The sequence below is a fragment of the Paenibacillus sp. 598K genome, from assembly GCF_003851045.1.
GTDB lineage: Bacteria > Bacillota > Bacilli > Paenibacillales > Paenibacillaceae > Paenibacillus_D.
In genome coordinates, this window is sequence record NZ_BFBX01000088.1 from 130,047 (window position 1) to 146,156 (window position 16,110).

The window sequence follows — 16,110 nt, forward strand, 5'->3', positions numbered from 1 at the left end:
GGCGTTGTCGGCGTTGTCGGGATCTTATTCGCTTCTGTCATGTGTACATCCGATTGCACAGAAGTCGCAAAAGCATTGGCATGAGAGAAAGTCATGATACCTGCCAATACCTCATCGTCCATTTCTACTTCTGCTTGCGCAAAGGAGACCCATGCATTATTTTGCTTGTAATACGCTTCGAAGAGGTCGCCATTTTTCGTGAGCTTCAACTCAGTTGGCAGCGGAATTGGATTCGCAGGAAAAGCATAATCCGACTCTCCCCCTTCTTCCTCCCGGAACACAAAGCGCAATACGCCATCCGGCAGAACACGCAGATTGACTTGCTTGGCATTCGTGCTGTCTCGATCTCGGATCATAATGCCTGATGCGGCATCCGGATGAGTATTATCCAGAGAGTGTACCTTGGTGCTGATCTCAAATTCGCCCTCGATCTCGTTCAAATCTACATTGCGATACACATACGTGAAGGCGTCTGCGGTCCCCCATACGTTAGCCCCGTTAGTTCGAATAGTGAACGTCCCGTCCTTCTCTGCGACATAGCCTTCCGTACTGCCGTAGTTGACGATAGTCCAAGGCGCCTTCAAGTTACTGCCTTCGGGATACACCGTCAGAGACAGGCTCGCCTGTTTCTCAACGCCAAGCAGCATTGCATTCACAGTCAGGACTACATTGCCCGCCTGCTTGGCCATAATGACGCCATCCGGATCAATCTCCGCAATCGCAGTGTCGCTCGATGTATAGGTCATCATGGCAGCGTCCATATCTGCCGGATCATTATTGGTCAATACGCCTGTGACGCGAGCCTGCGACGTCTGCCCCGCGATTAGAGGCTGAGGCGTAACCTGCAGCGCTACACTATCCAGGTACACGCCAACGACTTCGATCTGAGCCGAATCGGAACGCGACACCCCGTCCTTCACTCCGGTTACCGTGATGGTAGCCGTTCCCGGAGCGACTGCGGTGACTGTCCCGTTCGTCGCATGAACAGTCGCTATGCTTGGGTCCGAGCTTGTAAAGCTTACAGATCCGAACAAGTCCATCAGGATGCCTGTGGCGCTGTCTGCCATCACCCAAGGCTGTAGAACATCATCCACCCTCATCTTGGCGCTGGCGATCAATTGGACCGACGCAAGCGGACTGTCCTCGAGGTAAGTCCACGGGTCCTGGCGAAGTCCCATTTGTGCAAACGGAATCGGATTGAAGCGCGGCAGCTCGGTAAACACGGGCGCATTCTGCACCAGGGTGAAGTCTTTGCCAGGCTTGTCTACAAATCCTGGATCCTCATTCGTTACCCAGTTGCTGTGAATATATCCGTAGGTCGTCACGCTCGGATCAATAATCAATTCCTCGTTTTGTTGATACACATTATCCTGAAGGGTATTGTACTTTGGCAAACACGGTGTATCGCCCCATAATGTCGTCAAGGTGCTATACCGCGAAGCCCACGGCTCCGACTGAATCGGAAGTTGCTGCAGCTTGCTATGAAGCAAGCCATTGGGAGCGCATGCCCCGAACGCCCAAGTCACGCCCCTGTCATCCATCCGGATCGAATATTTGCCATCCATGACGATATTATTGGCGATCATCTGGTTGCGACCGCCGCCAATTAGCATACCCGTATGCGCTTTCTCAATAACATTGCCATACACGAGAGAACCGCTAGCCATATCATCAAGATACACGCCGATTTGTCCGATTCCCGATACCCCATAGAGATTGTGCAAATAGTTGTAGCGGATGACGGTGCCTTGCTCTGCCCAATCCGACCCCATATACATGGCGCCAGCATCGCTTGTCGTCTTCAATACATCATAGATTTCATTGTATTCGATGACATGGTTATTGCCATGAATCCATATGGCCATGTGCGGGCCATCGTAAATCTCATTGTGCGCAAACCTGTGGCCTACTCCCCGCAGCTCGACGCCGGGCGAATAGGTAGCCTGGATGCGGCTGAAATTGTAAATTTCGTTATTGACCACATTAAAATTGCTCGGTGTTAGTGTCGTGCGATCGCCACCATGGAGATAAATAGCGCCATAGCCGGTATTATAAATTTGATTGTCGATCACAATATGATCTTGGCCGCCATCAATCGATAGAGCGATATTGCCTAGATTCCGGAAGATATTGTCGTCCAGAACGACGCTGCTACCGCCATTCACCACAACTCCGATATCTCGCGAAGCCTCGAAGCTCAGTCCTTGAAAGGCGATATGGGAAGCTTGGTTCAGCGTTACCATCGGTTCATTCAGCAAGGAAAGATACATGTCCATATCACTCGGCGACCCTGCCAACGGCAGATAGGCATACAGCTTGTTGGCTGTCCGATCCAGATACCATTCGCCCGGAACGTCCAACTCTTCAAGTACATTATAGTAGTAATAACGTTGCCCGGTCTTCACTTCGGCAAATGCCGTAATCTGATTGGACATAATCCGCTTGGTCGCCGAATCGATAGCATCGAGCTTCAGGTTGCCGTCCGCCCAATCCCAGCGCATATATCCATACATCCATACATCAGTAAGGTCTGCCCACGATTCCGGACGTGGATCCAGATACTCGAAGCTCGTGCCCGAAGCTGGCTGATCGGCTGCGCCGATGGTCACAAAGCCCTGGTCGGGCCAGCGAGCAAGCCGGAAAGGCTCGGCATCGACAAAAAGCTCGGCAGGCGGATTGTAATGTGGACCCGGGAAGCCGAAGCCGACCTGCATGTGTGCGCCATAGTCCATCGTTCCGTGTGCAGACAAATCGTATTCCAGCACCTGATCGCGGACAGCTGGCTGCAGACGATTCCAAACAGCCGTATCGCTGATTGTGTCAAATTGCGAGCCATCCAATCGTACTCCGCCTACAAGCACAGCTTCCTCGTTCGGATAAGAACGGTATACGATCGGCGAATCGACGGTACCGGAATCTTGCGCAGTCAGCTCGAAGCTTTCGCTAATCGAATAATGACCCTCGCGCAAATAAACGGTGATGCCGCCAGCAGGAAGGCCGTCAGCGGCCTTGATGGTCCGAATCGCATCCCGCGCGCCTTCCAGCGTAGCGAACGGCGCAGCCGGGGAGCCGTCATTGGAATCTGCACCTTGCGGGGAAACATAAATCTCGTTCGTCGACACGCTGCTCGCCTGGACCTCAGACCCTGCAGGCACAACAAATGACGATACACCGATCGTAATGGTTAAAACCAGCTTACTCCATTTTCTACCCTTCTTCATTCCCTTACCCTCTCCTTTGTCATGTACCCTCATAATATTAAGCGCTTTCAAAGCGCATTTATATCATCACAAAAAATCCGATCGGTGGTCTATTGTACAATCTAGCGCTCCTTGCAACCTCGTTATCTACCAAATTGTAATTTTTGAACTTATTAATACACCATGTGAAAATCGCCGAAAAACCGCGTAAATACAAGGAAAACTGCCTTGACCGCGCATGTAAATCTTGCTATTCTGAACAAAATTTCAGCAAGCGCTGTACAGATAAGGAGCCAGAGCATGCGATCCAAAAACAAACTTATTCTGATCACGAGATTCTGCAAAAGCACAGAATGAATTACGTGTTGGTTTTCCTCACCATGATGTCTGTTGGCATTCAATATGTCATCGCCGGTCTGTACGCAAGGAAAGGATCGACGCCATCTCCTTTTGTTTTTATGTTATTTATAAGCTTGACGGTCATTGCGTTTTACAGTGCGTATAATCGCTTTCAGTTCTCTTTTTCAAAAGAGTTGATGGGGTACAGTCTCGCGTTTGGATTCTGTTTTGGGATGGCCTTTTTATTTCAAGTTTTGGCCATTCAACGAGGGGGAGTCACCTTAACATCCCTGCTTCTCTCCTATTCGCTTATTTTACCTACGTTATTCGGCATTTTTGTTTACAAAGATAGCGTCACCGTCACCTTTTTGGCTGGCCTTTGTCTTGTCTTGCTATCCTTGTTCTTGATTAATTACAAAAAAAGAGGGCGGGCGGATAACAGGGCAAACGTACAAACCGGATGGCTACTGCTGGCTCTATCTGCTTTTTTGGGAAATGGTATGTGCAGCATTATTCAAACCTCTTTGCAAAAAAACCTTGCAGGTCAATACAAGGCGGAATTTATGATAAGCTCCATGGCGGTTACGATCGTCATTTGCGTCATTGTTCTGAGTTTACGTAAGGCATATCGTTCCTTTTCGCTGCGTTCAGAAGGAATGTACGGGGTATTATGCGGCGCTTTTATCGCCTGTACCAATTTATTGGTGATGTTATTACTGGTCAGCAACCTTCCTGTCAGCCTTATTTTCACCCTGATTTCTGCTGGCAGCGTCATTACGACCTATATCGCTTCTCGCTTTATCTTTCGTGAAAAACTAAACACGATGCAAAATATCGGGTTATCTATTGGTCTATTATCCATTGTCCTTGTCACCATCTAATTTGGGAGGTTTTTGAGCATGTATACCGTCAGTGTGCCTGTGGAAATTAAAACGATTAACGAAAAAAGTAAATTCGATCTTTTAAAACGACTTCAACAGCTTAACGCCAATGAAGTTTTCCTCATCCCAATCGATGTTAATCAGTGGGATGACACTTGCGAGTCCATACGTACATTTATCCCTTTTTTCACCAGCCATAACATTGACGTGTGCCTATGGATTGGAGGTTCTCTCGCACATTACATTTACCCGGAAGCGTATGACACGATGATTGATGTAGAAGGCGGCATCTCTCAGCGCATATGTCCGCTTGATCAACGCTTTGAAGCTTACTTCTGCGAGCTCTTCAAAAAAATCGCGGCAACCGGCGTCCAAAAGATTGCGCTCGATGACGATTACCGTATGAATTGGACAACCACGCCGCCGTCTTGCTTTTGTCCGAAGCACCTGGAGCTCTACAGCAACATTCTGAAAGAATCGGTGACGCTGGAATCCATGCGTGAAGGCATCTATTCCTCCGATCCCGACAAATATCGAAACGCTTGGTTGGAGGGGAGCAGAGAGTCACTCTGTCAGCTTGCAAGAGCGATACGCCGCTCCGTCGATGAGATCGATGAATCCATTAATATCGTGCTTTGCTCCGGACCTGCGCATTGGGGAGCTGATGGAGCAGGGGCGCTCGAGTTGGCGACGATTTTTGCCGGCAATAATCACAAGGAGCTTCGATTGAGCGGAGCGCCTTTCTGGGGACAGCGAGTCGGCACAGCGATGGATTTTGCTCGGAAACAAGCCGTGTATTGCAAAAAACACGGAATCAGAACACTCGCCGAAGGGGATGCTTATCCGCGTCCAAGATACGCCGGTCCCGCATCCGGCATAGAGAATCTGGATTTAATAGCAAGAGCGGATGGCAACTTTGATGGTATCCTAAAGTACGGACTGGACTACAATTCCTCGCCGAACTATGAGCCCGGCTACGCCGAATTTGCAGAGAGAAACCGTACATTGCATCAACAGACCGAAACGATGTTTGCTGGCAAGCAAGCTCAGGGCATCCATCTTTTTGAGCCCCTCGACATTCACTGGCACACGCGCCGCGTCAGTCATCAGCCGGAATTCGATGCTATGTGGTCGCCGGGGGTCGCCTTTCTCAATGACAATTCCATCCCCGCCGTGTTCGAGCCTGGGGGCGTCAATCTGGTATTCGGACAAAATGCATGGATGCTGGATCCAGAGCTTCTGACTGGCGGAACGATACTGGATTATACAGCAGCCAAGATACTGGCAGAGCGCGGCATTGATGTCGGGATTATTGAGGAGCTCCAGGGAACGGATGGGAATTTCACTTATGTAGGCGCCGGCAGCTTCGAATATTATAAAGCAGAACAAGAAACCGTCGCTCTCTATGGAAATGTGTCGATACACAATTTGGTTGTGAACGAGCAGGCTACTATCCTTACCGAAATTAGCGTACGAAAACAATCGATGACCGGTGCTTACTTATACGAGAACGAAAACAATCAACGATTTCTCGTCTTCCCTTTTGACGCCCAGGAGGGTAAAGCAGTGACTGGCCTATTCCGTAGCTATTGCCGCCAACGTCAATTAATGACGGCGCACGAATGGTTATGTGGACGAAAGCTCGATGCCATCTGTCCGGGAAATCCGGACTTGTATCTCATCGTCAAAAAAGATGAGGAATCGATGGCTGTAGGCTTATGGAACTTTTTCCCTGACCGAATTCAGCAACCGGTCATCGAATTGGCGGACGACTATACCGAAATTGAGTTCCTTCATTGCACAGGCACATTGTCGGGCCGCATCGTCCAATTAGATTCGCCACTGCATGCCTTCGAGTATTGCGCCTTCAGTGTCAAAAAATAACGAGACAACATGTTATCGCAGAACCTATCAGATCGCTAATCGAGAAATAAAATTAAGTACACCGCCTCGGCAACAAGGGTGCTCCCAAGTCATCTGCAATGACCTGGAAGCACCCTCGCCAAAACCATCTGGCCGTCGCTCCTCTTTCCACTATTCCGACATGATTCGCTTCGTTCCTTCGATTTGCTGAATGGGCGCAATATTTTGCGTGAACTCCAGCGTTCCCATATATTCGCCCTCTGCGGACCGGATGGCAAAATAACGGATATAGACATACATGCCTTTGATCGGCAGCCAGAAGTCTTCCACATCCTTGACACCCGCCTTAAAATCCTCGAGCAGCTTATTGACAATATGCACGCTTTGCGGCGGATGACAGTTCTGCACGGTGCGACCGATCACGGCTTTGGTCCGGGCAAAAATCCGGTCCGGCCCATGCGAGAAGAAGCGCACAACATCATGCTCGTCGATAAAGGTCAGGTCGACCGGCAAATGATTGAACACGGCCTCCAGTTGAGCAACGGACATCAGGCCCGTTTCAAAGCGTACGTAGCCTCCGCCTTCGGCAGATGCTTCTTTGGCCGAAGCCGAAGAAGCGTCTTCCCCAACTCCTTCGCTACCGTCACGCACCATACTGGCGTGTGCGGCCGAAACATCCCGTTGTACGTCTTTAGCGGGCGTGGAAGAAGCTGTATCCAGCTGTGAAGAGGCCGAGAGCGCCGCTTCCGCGCCGACCGGTTCCGCTGCTCGGGCAGGAATCCAACGATGCTCAGGTTCCGTGAGACAGTAGCCGATCGTCGCGCTTTCTTCGGCGATTTTCACCCACTCATCCTCAGTGAGCTTGCCAAGCGCCATCGGGAGCAGGATGTTTTCTTCCTTATAGATCATCGCATTGACTTCTTCCAGCGTCCGTTCCAAATCGGCGCAAATGTCCGCCGCCTCGGCCGTATCGCCCTCGGTAAAAGCCAGCAGCCGATTGCGAATATGTTTGACGCTGGCGCGGATGGCATCGTCAACGCCCCACATCACCTTGGTCGGACCGAAGATGCCGTAACGTTCCAGATAAGGGAACAGCAAGTTTTCCTTGCGGCTATAGTGCTTGTCAATCTCAAGCAGCTTTTCCAGATCCGCCACCAGCTTGCTGCGGCCCGCTTCGTTCGCTTGCTTTGCAAAGCGTTCCGCATGCAGCTTGATGCGGAAATTGGCATGCTGCTCAATTTCGCGATTTTCACGTTTAAACGTATGCACCGGGTGACCGGGCTGCTCCTCGGGTGCAGTCGGCGCTACCGAATGAATCGTTTCGATGGAGCCTTTAAACACGGCGGTATGAACAGAACACAGTCGCTGCACCTCTGATACCGGAATACCTTCCTCTTCCATGAGCGCATGCTCGATCTCGGATATTTCGTCCACCGTCACATGTCCGACCGCTTCGCGAAACCGCTCCTGCACCTGCGCCACGCTTTGCCCGTTATGAAGATCGACAATGATCGACTTTAACACACGCTGTCTGTCCGCCTTTAGTGCCTTCGCCTCATCATCCGCATACGATCGATTGTTAATAAGTTCACTCATTCGAAAAGCCCCCTTGTTGAGAATCATTATCATCATTATATAAGGGCAACGGCCGGCGCTTTGTGCGTATACGCACAACAGATGTGAACATCCAGACAAAAAAAATTCCAACCAAATCATAAATTTGCGGCATCGCTGCGGACGCCAACTACGCCTACAATAGAAAGAAAGCCGAAAAGAGGTGAAGCATGAGTCTGCGCAACCTTACCGTCTTCATCGCCGACGCCGATGAGCCGAGCGGGCGAGCATTGATCGGCCGACTCGCCGGGCAAGGCGCGCAGCTCGCCCTGAACAGCCCCTCCGGCGGCGCTGCCATCGAAGCCGAGCTGGAGGCTGCCCGGGCAGCGGGCGCTCGCGTGCTGCCGCTGCATCTCGACCTATGCAGCCGGGAAGCCCTCGCGGGCGGTATCGCTCGTATCGAAGCCGAGCTAGGGCTGATCGGCCTGCTCGTCCACAACCGACAGCGGTGCGAACGGGCGACGATCGCCGAATGCAGCGAATCGCTGTTTCTGGATATCCTCGATGCCAACGCCAAGAGCGCCTTCCTCTGCACGCAGGCGATCGGCGGCCGGATGGCCGAGCGCGGCAGCGGCTCGATCGTATACGTTACGTCGATCCATGCGGAGAAGCCCACCGGCGCTTCCTTCGCCTACAGCGCCTCGCAAGGCGCAATCGGCATGCTGGCGGCCGAAGCGGCGCTGGAGCTGGGACGACGCGGCGTGCGGGTCAACACGGTCCAGCTCGGTCCGGTGCAAGGTCCATCGACCGAGCTGGTCAGTCCGCTCTCGGCGCTCTATGACGACTATGAGCGCAAGACGCCGCTCCGCACCGCCCAAGCGAGCGACCTCGCCTCGCTAGCCATCTATCTCGCCGGCGATACGGCAGGCGCGCTGCACGGGGCGACGATCCGGCTGGACGGCGGCTTGCTGCTGCATTACATGGATCATAAGATGAAGCCGCCCTCGGACGATACTGCCCACGATATCGGGCGGAGGCTTCGAGCGGACAAGAGAGGTGGCGACTGATGGATCTCACAGGCAAGGTCGCCCTCGTCACCGGCGCCGGCACCGGGATCGGCCAGGGCATCGCCGTCGAGCTGGCCCGTCATGGGGCCAGGGTCGCTGTCCACTATAACCGCAGCCGCGAAGGCGCCGAGGAGACCTGTCGACGGATCGCTGCGCTCGGCGGCGAGACGCGGATCGTCCAGGGGGATATCGCCAGCCGGGACGATGTGCGCCGCTTCGTCGACGAGGCTGCCGCGGACTGGGGGAGACTCGACATCCTGGTCAACAATGCGGCGCTCCAGCTTAACCTGAACCTGTACCGCCATGACGAATCGAGCTACGATCAGATCATGCATACCAATGTCAAAGGCTACTGGCTCTGCATGCAAGCGGCCTTGCCGCATATGACACGGCAGCTGGCCGGGCGTATCATCAACATCTCGTCCGTGCACGCCAAACGGCCGACCGACTTCGACCCGGTGTACGCGATGAGCAAGGGCGCGATCCGGATGCTGACGCGCGAGGCCGCCATCGAGCTCGGCCACTATGGTATCACGGTCAACGCTATCGAGCCCGGCGCGGTCGATGTCGGCAAGTACAAACATCCGCGTCCCGAGCTGCCGCCTGCGGCAGGCGAGACGTTGGCCCGCGACGATCTGCGGCTGCATTTCCCGCTCGGCCGGGTAGGACAGCCGCAGGATGTCGGCCAGTTAGCCTGCTTTATCGCCTCTGATGCTAGCGCTTTCTTATCTGGAGCGGCGATCCGCCTCGACGGCGCCAGCATGCTGCTCTGAGTGCTGCTGCACTACACTTTATCGCTAAGGGAGAGATACGATTGACTGACAAGACGACGACGTACGAAGAGACGCTGGCCCATGTGCGGACGGCCAGCCGGCCCTCCGAGCTGCGCATCACCGATATCCGCTTCACCGATATCGTCGGCGGACCATTCCACAGCAGTCTGATCAAGGTGTATACCAATCAGGGCATCACCGGCTTCGGCGAGGTGCGGGACGGCGCGGACAAGGTGTATGCCCAACTGCTGAAGAGTCGCCTGCTCGGCGAGAATCCGTGCCAGATCGACAAGCTGTTCCGCCGCATCAAGCAGTTCGGCGGCCACGCTCGTCAGGGCGGCGGCGTCAGCGGCCTCGAGATCGCGCTCTGGGACCTGGCCGGCAAAGCGTACGGCGTGCCGATCTATCAGATGCTCGGAGGCAAGTTCCGCGACCGCGTCCGCATGTACTGCGATACCGAGGTGACCGGCCGCAACACCGGCACCGCGATGGGCGAGGCGCTGAAGCGACGGATGGAGCTCGGCTTCACCTTCCTCAAGATGGACCTCGGCATCGGCCAGCTCATCCACGAGCCCGGTGCGCTTAGCGCGCCGATCGGATTCCTAGAGGAGATGCGGGATAAGTCGCGCAATCGCTACAATCAGAACTTCAACGAGATGACCGATGAACAGATCCGCGAGGTGACGAACCGGCACTACGACATCTTCAACATCCCGCATCCGTTCACCGGCATCCATGTGACCGAGCACGGACTCGATATCCTGGAGCAATACGTCGCCGATGTGCGGGCGGTGATCGGCTATCAGGTGCCGCTGGCGATCGATCACTTCGGCCATATCGGCATCGAGGACTGCATCAAGCTCGGACGGCGCGTCGACAAGTTCAACCTGGCGTGGATGGAGGATATGATCCCGTGGCAGTATACGGAGCAGTATGCGCGGCTGGCGCGTGCGGTCACGACACCAATCTGCACCGGCGAGGATATCTATCTGAAGGAGAACTTCAAGCCGTTGCTCGAGGCGGGCGGCGTCTCGGTCATCCACCCAGACGTGCTGACCACGGGCGGCATCCTGGAGACCAAGAAGATCGGCGATATGGCGCAGGACTATGGCGTGGCGATGGCGATCCATATGGCCGAGAGTCCGATCGCCTGCCTGGCCGCCGCTCATGTCGCGGCGGCGACAGAGAACTTTATGGCGCTCGAGTACCACTCCTGCGAGGTCGACTGGTGGGATGACATCATCGTCGCCCCGAGCTACGGCGGCAAGCTCGTCCAGCAAGGGTTCATGACACTAACCGACGCGCCGGGTCTCGGCATCGACGACCTCAACGACGAGGTGCTGGCCGCGCATCTGCATCCCGACATCCCCGGCGTCTGGGAGGCGACCGACCAGTGGAACCGCCTGATCGCCAACGACCGGCTGTGGAGCTAAGGGACCGATCCTAATCTAATCGACGAAGAGACCTTCTCTATGGGAGAGGGTCTTTTTATATCCTGTGCACAATATTTTTTAACGACCGTTCGTTAAATTATTGACTTCTGACAGAGGCGTCAGCTATAATCCTCTGTATACTCCGCACGAAAGGGTGACTTATGACGACCAAAAAGGAAATGACGGCCGCTCATTTAATTGATATTTGCTTCGACCTGTTTGCCGAGCATGGCATAGAGAAGACCAGCCTCGGCATGATCGCCAAAAAAGCGGGGCTGACCAAATCGTCCATCTACTATCACTTTGCTTCCAAGGAAGAAATGATTCGTTGCACGTTTGACCACATGTTCAAGGCGCATCAGTTCGCGAGTTATTTCCAACTGGAGCAGCTCACCAAAGACAACTACCGGACCTTCATCCTCCAGGGCGGCATCCGTATGCTGCCAAAGCAGGATGCGAACCATCGCGCCTCGCTGCGCGTGCTGCATGAATTCATGACGCTGGCCGAGCGAGACGAGCAATACAGACAAAACATGATGGACATTCAACAGGACTTTATCGCAGGGTTCCGGCGTCTGGTGACGCTCGGCGTGGAGTGGGGACTGGTGCCGGAGGCGCATCTTGAGGAAAAGGCGACGTTGCTCGCGCTGACGATCGACCACTTGTCCAGATGCATGATGCTGGGGTACGAGCTGGCCTACCCTGCCTTATGGGAACAAGCTGTGAACAGCTTCCTCTCGTTAGAGGAGCCGACCATGCCGATCGATCTGACATCAACGAATGGGGGAAATACACAATGAAAGCCTACATCATCACAGGAACTTCGCGAGGTATCGGAGAGGCGCTGGCGGAGCAGCTGGCAGAGCCGGGGAATCGCATCTACTGTATCGCCAGAACAGCCAATGACAAGCTGGCGGAGCTGGCCGCCGCCCGCAACGCAACGCTGAGCCATCATCCGCATGACTTGAACGACCTGCAAGGCATCCCGGGGCTGCTGGGGGACATCCTCGCTTCCATCCGCGAGCTATCCGATCTGGAAGCCGTCTATCTGATCAACAATGCAGGCATGCTCGCTCCGGTGATGCCGATCGGGCAATGCCCGCCCGACCAGATCGTCGCCAATGTGTCGATCAATCTGCTGGCGCCGATGCTGCTCACCGCTCGGTTCATCGAGCTTACCGAGACATGGGCGGTGGACAAGCGTATCCTGAACGTCTCATCCGGCTCGGCCAAGTACCTGCTGCCCAACCAGAGCTGCTACAGCACGGCCAAGTCGGGGCTCGACTCGTTCACCAAGAGCATCCACCTGGAGCAGCAGCAGGCGACTGCGCCGGTGAAGATCGCCTCCGTCTATCCGGGCGTGATCGATACGCAGATGCAAGCCGAGATCCGCTCCACGAGCAAGCAAGACTTCCCTTATGTCGACCAGTTCATCCAGCTCGAGAAGGAGGGCTTGCTACAGACGCCTGCCTACACAGCCGAAAAGCTGTTGGCGCTGCTGACGAGCGAAGCGTTCGGTGACGCCCCGCTCGTCGAACAACTGTAAGCGAGCTACGATAAGCGCCTAAGTTGTCGAAGCGTACGGATCGGCATCCCCCTCCAGCAAGCGGCCGCCGTCATGCCACTGCCCGAACAGCTTGCCCGCCCGCGTCTGGTCGATCAGCTTGGCGAGCCGCGCCTCGTACAGCTCGGGCTGGCTCCTGACACTCTGGATCGTGTCGATCCGGATGCGCCGGTACAATGGATGAAATGTCTCCCAGTTCGCATAGATCGCTAGGTCGGCCCGCAGCCTGCTGTCGATGGCCGGGTCGATCGCGAAGGACGCCGGGTCCATATCCGGCAGCACCCGTCGTCCGGCCTCCGTCATCCGTCCCAGCCTCTCCAGCCGGCGCACCCGCTCTTTGTTCAGCTCGGTCCAGGAGCTGCCGGGCTTGCGCGGCGACAGACGCTGGGCGACCTGGCCGGGCGATAGCTTCTTCTTCGTGCTGTCGATCCAGCCATAGCACAGCGCCTCCTCGACCGCATCGAGATACAGCACGCGATCCGGCGCCGGCTTCATGCCGACTACAACCCAGCATTCCCGCTCCGTCCCGCTGTTGGCCGCCAGCCAGGCTCGCAGCTCCGCACGGGTTCGCGCCGTCAACACATAGTGCATCTCCATGCTTCTCACTCCTTTGGTTGAATCAGGCCTTGGCCGACTCCGATGGTTGGTACCAATATAGCATATAATCCGTCATGGTGGACGGATGTCCGAGCTGCCGCAGCATCGTCGATACATTGCCCCGGTGGTAGGTGCCGTGATTGGCCACATGCAGGAGCATCTCGGAGAGACGCGTCGTCCGCGTCGTCGCGAATGGATTGACGAGCACGATCTCGCGCTCCAGATCCGGCTGCTCCGCCAGCAAGGCGCGATATCGCTCGGCCAGTTGCTCCAGCGCCTGGTCGAACTGCTCCACTGTATAATGCTGTGTCTGCGCGATGAGCGGCATCGAGGCTTCCAACGCCTCCTGCATGCCTATCCCCTGCAGTACCTGCAGCCACATCGAGTCGACGACATAGATATGTGTGAAGGCATGTGCGATCGTCGGGTAAGAGCTATTGACCTCCCGAGTCATCACCTCGGCGGGCAAGGTCCCGATGTGGCTGAGCAGCGTCCGGTTCGCCCAGACATGATAGTTGAACATGTGCAACGGATAATTCATATGATTCGTCTCCTTTTTGAACACGCAAATTTGGATCGCGTAGTTGTGCGGCGTCTGCCTGTACACATTATAAAAAAGGAAGTCTGACAGCATCCTGTCAGACTTCCTCATAACGTGCGAGCATATGTTGCAGCTGCCGCTTCAGCACGGTTCGCAGCTCGGGCGGCTCCAGCACCTCCGCGCCTCTGCCCAGTCCCAGTAGCAGCCCGTGCAGCCAGCGCGCCTGCTCGGGCTGGTGCACCGAGATGCGCAGCGTCATACTGCCGTCGGCATGCTGCTCCTTGTCCGCCCATTGGAACTGATCCAGCGCCTCGCTCAGCGACTCCGGCTCCACGAGGAGCACGACCTCTTGCAGCTCATCCTGTCCGGCGCCCGCGACCAGCCCGTCGCCTGCGGCCGGCCGCTCACCCGTGAGCCGCTCATCGGCGGGCAGCTCCCGCCCCGGAGCGAAGCGCCGCCCGGTCAGCGTCAGCTCGAGCATCCGCGAGAGCCGGAACTCCCGATGCGCCTCTCGCGTCAGACACCATCCCTGCACGTACCAGGCTCCGAACTTAAACAGCAGCTGCGCAGGCTCGATCTCCCGCGTCGTCCGTGCATTATGCGCATCGACGTAGTCGAAGCGGACGACAATGCCGTCCATCATCGCCTTCCGCAGCTGCTGCAGCGCGTCGGGCGCGATGCGCCTCGTCTCCAGATCGACCGCAAGGCGGGGATTGGCATGCTGCGGATCGAGCGCGCGCAGTCGCTCGATCGTCCCTTGCGTGCGCTCGTCCTCGAAGACGCTCGCCAGCCCCTCCAGCACCGTGATCAGATTATCGACATCATAAGAGCCGAGCAGACTGCGATCCAGCTTGTAGCCCTCCATCATGCCGTAGCCGCCCTTTTGCCCTTGATGGGAGACGACCGGGAATCCCGCCGCGCTGATCGTATCGATATCCCGATAGATCGTTCGCTGCGACACCTGGAACTCCTCCGCCAGCGTAGCCGCCGACAATACCTCGTGATTGAGCAGCTTGTAGATCATCGCGAGCAGCCTCTCCAGCTTCATCCATGCCACCTGCCATTCCTCTTGTTCGATTATGGCTTAGTATAGCACAGTGACGCATGCTCCACAGCGACGCCTCGCACTCGACCACGAGCGTTGATTCCCCAGTCTCACGATCCTTCCCTAGCCTCGCGAACGTTCCCCGGCCTAGTGCATCCTTGACCCCTTAGCCCGCTCGCGCAGCCTCCATCAGCCCGAGGATATAGCCGACGCCGAACAGCCGGCCGAGCAGCTCGTAACCAGGGTTGGCGTTGTCCTCTCCCTCCATCGTCGGCACATGGTCGGGACGGGCAGGGCCGTCGAAGCCGACCTCGTAATACGTCCGCATCGCCTGCAGCATATCCGTCTTGCCGTCGTCGTGGAACGTCTCCTCGAACTTCTCCGGCGTGCCGCGCACGTCGCGGAAGTGGACGAAAAACATCTTGCCCTGCTGCGCAAACGCCCGGATCGTCGCCGGGATGTCCTCGCCCGCCGTCGCCAGCGTGCCCTGGCACATCGTAATGCCGCTATACGGGCTCGGCACGAGATCGATGGCCCGCTGCAAGGCAGCGGCGCTCGTCAGGATGCGCGAGACGCCGCGGATCGGCGTGATCGGCGGATCATCCGGGTGCAGCGCCAGCCGCACGCCCGCCTGCTCCGCCACCGGCACGATCCGCTCGAGGAAGTAATGCAGATTCTCCCACAGCTGCGCCTCCGACACCTCCCCGGCTTCAGTCAGGGACGCGCCCTGCATCAGGCTGTGATCGTAGCTGGAGACGAGCGCGCCGCCGCGCGTCCGCGTCGTCGTCGAGGTGCGGAACCAGTTGAACTGGGCCATGAAGTTGTAGCAGAGCACCGGGATGCCTGCCGCCCCCATGTTCGCCACGAAGCGCTGGAATACCTCGATCTCGGCATCGCGTCCCTCCGTCCCCAGCTTGATATGATTGCTCGGCGGCATCGACTCGATGACCGACAGCGTCAGCCCATGGTCGGCGAACCGCTGCTTCATCCGGATGAGCGGCATCAGCTCCCATGGCGACTCGAGCTTCTCCTCCCAGGGCAGTCCGCTGACGGCATGGTTAACATTCATCTGCTTGGCAAGCTGCCACAGCCGGTTCGGCTGTGAGGTGAAAAATTCGGCTAATTGCATCGGTTACTCCTTTCTCGGATCAGGGGCATACGCCACAGAGAGGCCCGCCCGCATCGGGCGAGCCCTCCTGGTAAGCCCAGAGTTTCAGGCTGTTGAAAAACAATGCCTGCGGTCACGGGATCGA

At 56.1% G+C, this 16,110-nt stretch carries 13 protein-coding genes; 7 read left to right on the top strand and 6 right to left on the bottom strand.

The features are described 5' to 3' along the window. On the bottom strand, window positions 1–3,221 hold a 3,221-nt coding region (locus PA598K_RS24235; RefSeq protein ID WP_185602200.1), incomplete at its 3' end, for a right-handed parallel beta-helix repeat-containing protein. Window positions 3,222–3,385: 164 nt separating this feature from the next. On the opposite strand from PA598K_RS24235, the gene PA598K_RS24240 reads away from it, so the two are divergent. Both PA598K_RS24240 and PA598K_RS24245 read left to right on the top strand, forming a co-directional pair. Then, window positions 3,386–4,420 carry a DMT family transporter gene (locus PA598K_RS24240; RefSeq protein ID WP_128659429.1) on the top strand — a complete coding sequence of 345 codons (1,035 nt, stop codon included), beginning with the start codon at window positions 3,386–3,388 and terminating at the stop codon, window positions 4,418–4,420. 18 nt (window positions 4,421–4,438) lie between these two features. Continuing rightward, a complete protein-coding gene (locus PA598K_RS24245) occupies window positions 4,439–6,304 on the top strand; it encodes a hypothetical protein (protein WP_128659430.1) in 1,866 nt (621 codons plus the stop codon). 150 nt (window positions 6,305–6,454) lie between these two features. On the opposite strand, the gene PA598K_RS24250 is transcribed toward PA598K_RS24245, so the two are convergent. After that, window positions 6,455–7,879: a DUF438 domain-containing protein gene (locus PA598K_RS24250; RefSeq protein WP_128659431.1), complete on the bottom strand. Its 1,425-nt coding sequence runs from the start codon at window positions 7,877–7,879 to the stop codon at window positions 6,455–6,457. 188 nt (window positions 7,880–8,067) lie between these two features. On the opposite strand from PA598K_RS24250, the gene PA598K_RS24255 reads away from it, so the two are divergent. The 5 genes from PA598K_RS24255 to PA598K_RS24275 all read left to right on the top strand — a co-directional run bounded on the left by PA598K_RS24255 (window position 8,068) and on the right by PA598K_RS24275 (window position 12,656). After that, window positions 8,068–8,904 (top strand): SDR family NAD(P)-dependent oxidoreductase, encoded by an 837-nt coding sequence (locus PA598K_RS24255; RefSeq protein WP_128659432.1) that lies wholly within the window; start codon window positions 8,068–8,070, stop codon window positions 8,902–8,904. Next, on the top strand, window positions 8,904–9,677 hold the full coding sequence (locus PA598K_RS24260; protein WP_128659433.1) for an SDR family NAD(P)-dependent oxidoreductase: 774 nt from the start codon (window positions 8,904–8,906) through the stop codon (window positions 9,675–9,677). Before PA598K_RS24255 ends, PA598K_RS24260 begins: the two co-directional genes overlap by 1 nt. Window positions 9,678–9,718: 41 nt before the next feature. Further along, window positions 9,719–11,110, top strand: a complete 1,392-nt coding sequence (locus PA598K_RS24265) for a mandelate racemase/muconate lactonizing enzyme family protein (RefSeq protein WP_128659434.1) — start codon at window positions 9,719–9,721, stop codon at window positions 11,108–11,110. Between the two features lie 161 nt (window positions 11,111–11,271). Then, complete coding sequence (locus tag PA598K_RS24270; RefSeq protein WP_128659435.1) at window positions 11,272–11,910, top strand: TetR/AcrR family transcriptional regulator; 639 nt, start codon at window positions 11,272–11,274, stop codon at window positions 11,908–11,910. After that, window positions 11,907–12,656, top strand: a complete 750-nt coding sequence (locus PA598K_RS24275) for a (S)-benzoin forming benzil reductase (protein ID WP_128659436.1) — start codon at window positions 11,907–11,909, stop codon at window positions 12,654–12,656. Before PA598K_RS24270 ends, PA598K_RS24275 begins: the two co-directional genes overlap by 4 nt. Window positions 12,657–12,674: 18 nt before the next feature. Here PA598K_RS24275 and PA598K_RS24280 read toward each other — a convergent pair whose 3' ends face one another. The 4 genes from PA598K_RS24280 to PA598K_RS24295 all read right to left on the bottom strand — a co-directional run bounded on the left by PA598K_RS24280 (window position 12,675) and on the right by PA598K_RS24295 (window position 15,986). Further along, a complete protein-coding gene (locus tag PA598K_RS24280; RefSeq protein ID WP_128659437.1) occupies window positions 12,675–13,271 on the bottom strand; it encodes a YdeI/OmpD-associated family protein in 597 nt (198 codons plus the stop codon). Between the two features lie 22 nt (window positions 13,272–13,293). Continuing rightward, the gene (locus PA598K_RS24285; RefSeq protein ID WP_128659438.1) at window positions 13,294–13,812 is read right to left on the bottom strand and encodes a DinB family protein; all 519 of its coding nucleotides are present in this window, start codon (window positions 13,810–13,812) and stop codon (window positions 13,294–13,296) included. Between the two features lie 97 nt (window positions 13,813–13,909). Further along, window positions 13,910–14,860, bottom strand: coding sequence for a helix-turn-helix transcriptional regulator (locus PA598K_RS24290; protein ID WP_128659469.1), 951 nt, complete (start codon window positions 14,858–14,860; stop codon window positions 13,910–13,912). A 163-nt stretch (window positions 14,861–15,023) separates the two neighbouring features. Next, window positions 15,024–15,986 carry a mannonate dehydratase gene (locus PA598K_RS24295; protein ID WP_128659439.1) on the bottom strand — a complete coding sequence of 321 codons (963 nt, stop codon included), beginning with the start codon at window positions 15,984–15,986 and terminating at the stop codon, window positions 15,024–15,026. Window positions 15,987–16,110: the final 124 nt, after the last annotated feature.

What these genes read in the sequence shown, in the direction of transcription:
- PA598K_RS24270 (WP_128659435.1), top strand. Translation starts at nt 11,272, where the DNA reads ATGACGACCAAAAAGGAAATGACGGCCGCTCATTTAATTGATATTTGC.
- PA598K_RS24250 (WP_128659431.1), bottom strand. Translation starts at nt 7,879, where the DNA reads ATGAGTGAACTTATTAACAATCGATCGTATGCGGATGATGAGGCGAAG.
- PA598K_RS24290 (WP_128659469.1), bottom strand. Translation starts at nt 14,860, where the DNA reads ATGAAGCTGGAGAGGCTGCTCGCGATGATCTACAAGCTGCTCAATCAC.
- PA598K_RS24280 (WP_128659437.1), bottom strand. Translation starts at nt 13,271, where the DNA reads ATGGAGATGCACTATGTGTTGACGGCGCGAACCCGTGCGGAGCTGCGA.
- PA598K_RS24255 (WP_128659432.1), top strand. Translation starts at nt 8,068, where the DNA reads ATGAGTCTGCGCAACCTTACCGTCTTCATCGCCGACGCCGATGAGCCG.
- PA598K_RS24285 (WP_128659438.1), bottom strand. Translation starts at nt 13,812, where the DNA reads ATGAATTATCCGTTGCACATGTTCAACTATCATGTCTGGGCGAACCGG.
- PA598K_RS24260 (WP_128659433.1), top strand. Translation starts at nt 8,904, where the DNA reads ATGGATCTCACAGGCAAGGTCGCCCTCGTCACCGGCGCCGGCACCGGG.
- PA598K_RS24295 (WP_128659439.1), bottom strand. Translation starts at nt 15,986, where the DNA reads ATGCAATTAGCCGAATTTTTCACCTCACAGCCGAACCGGCTGTGGCAG.
- PA598K_RS24245 (WP_128659430.1), top strand. Translation starts at nt 4,439, where the DNA reads ATGTATACCGTCAGTGTGCCTGTGGAAATTAAAACGATTAACGAAAAA.
- PA598K_RS24275 (WP_128659436.1), top strand. Translation starts at nt 11,907, where the DNA reads ATGAAAGCCTACATCATCACAGGAACTTCGCGAGGTATCGGAGAGGCG.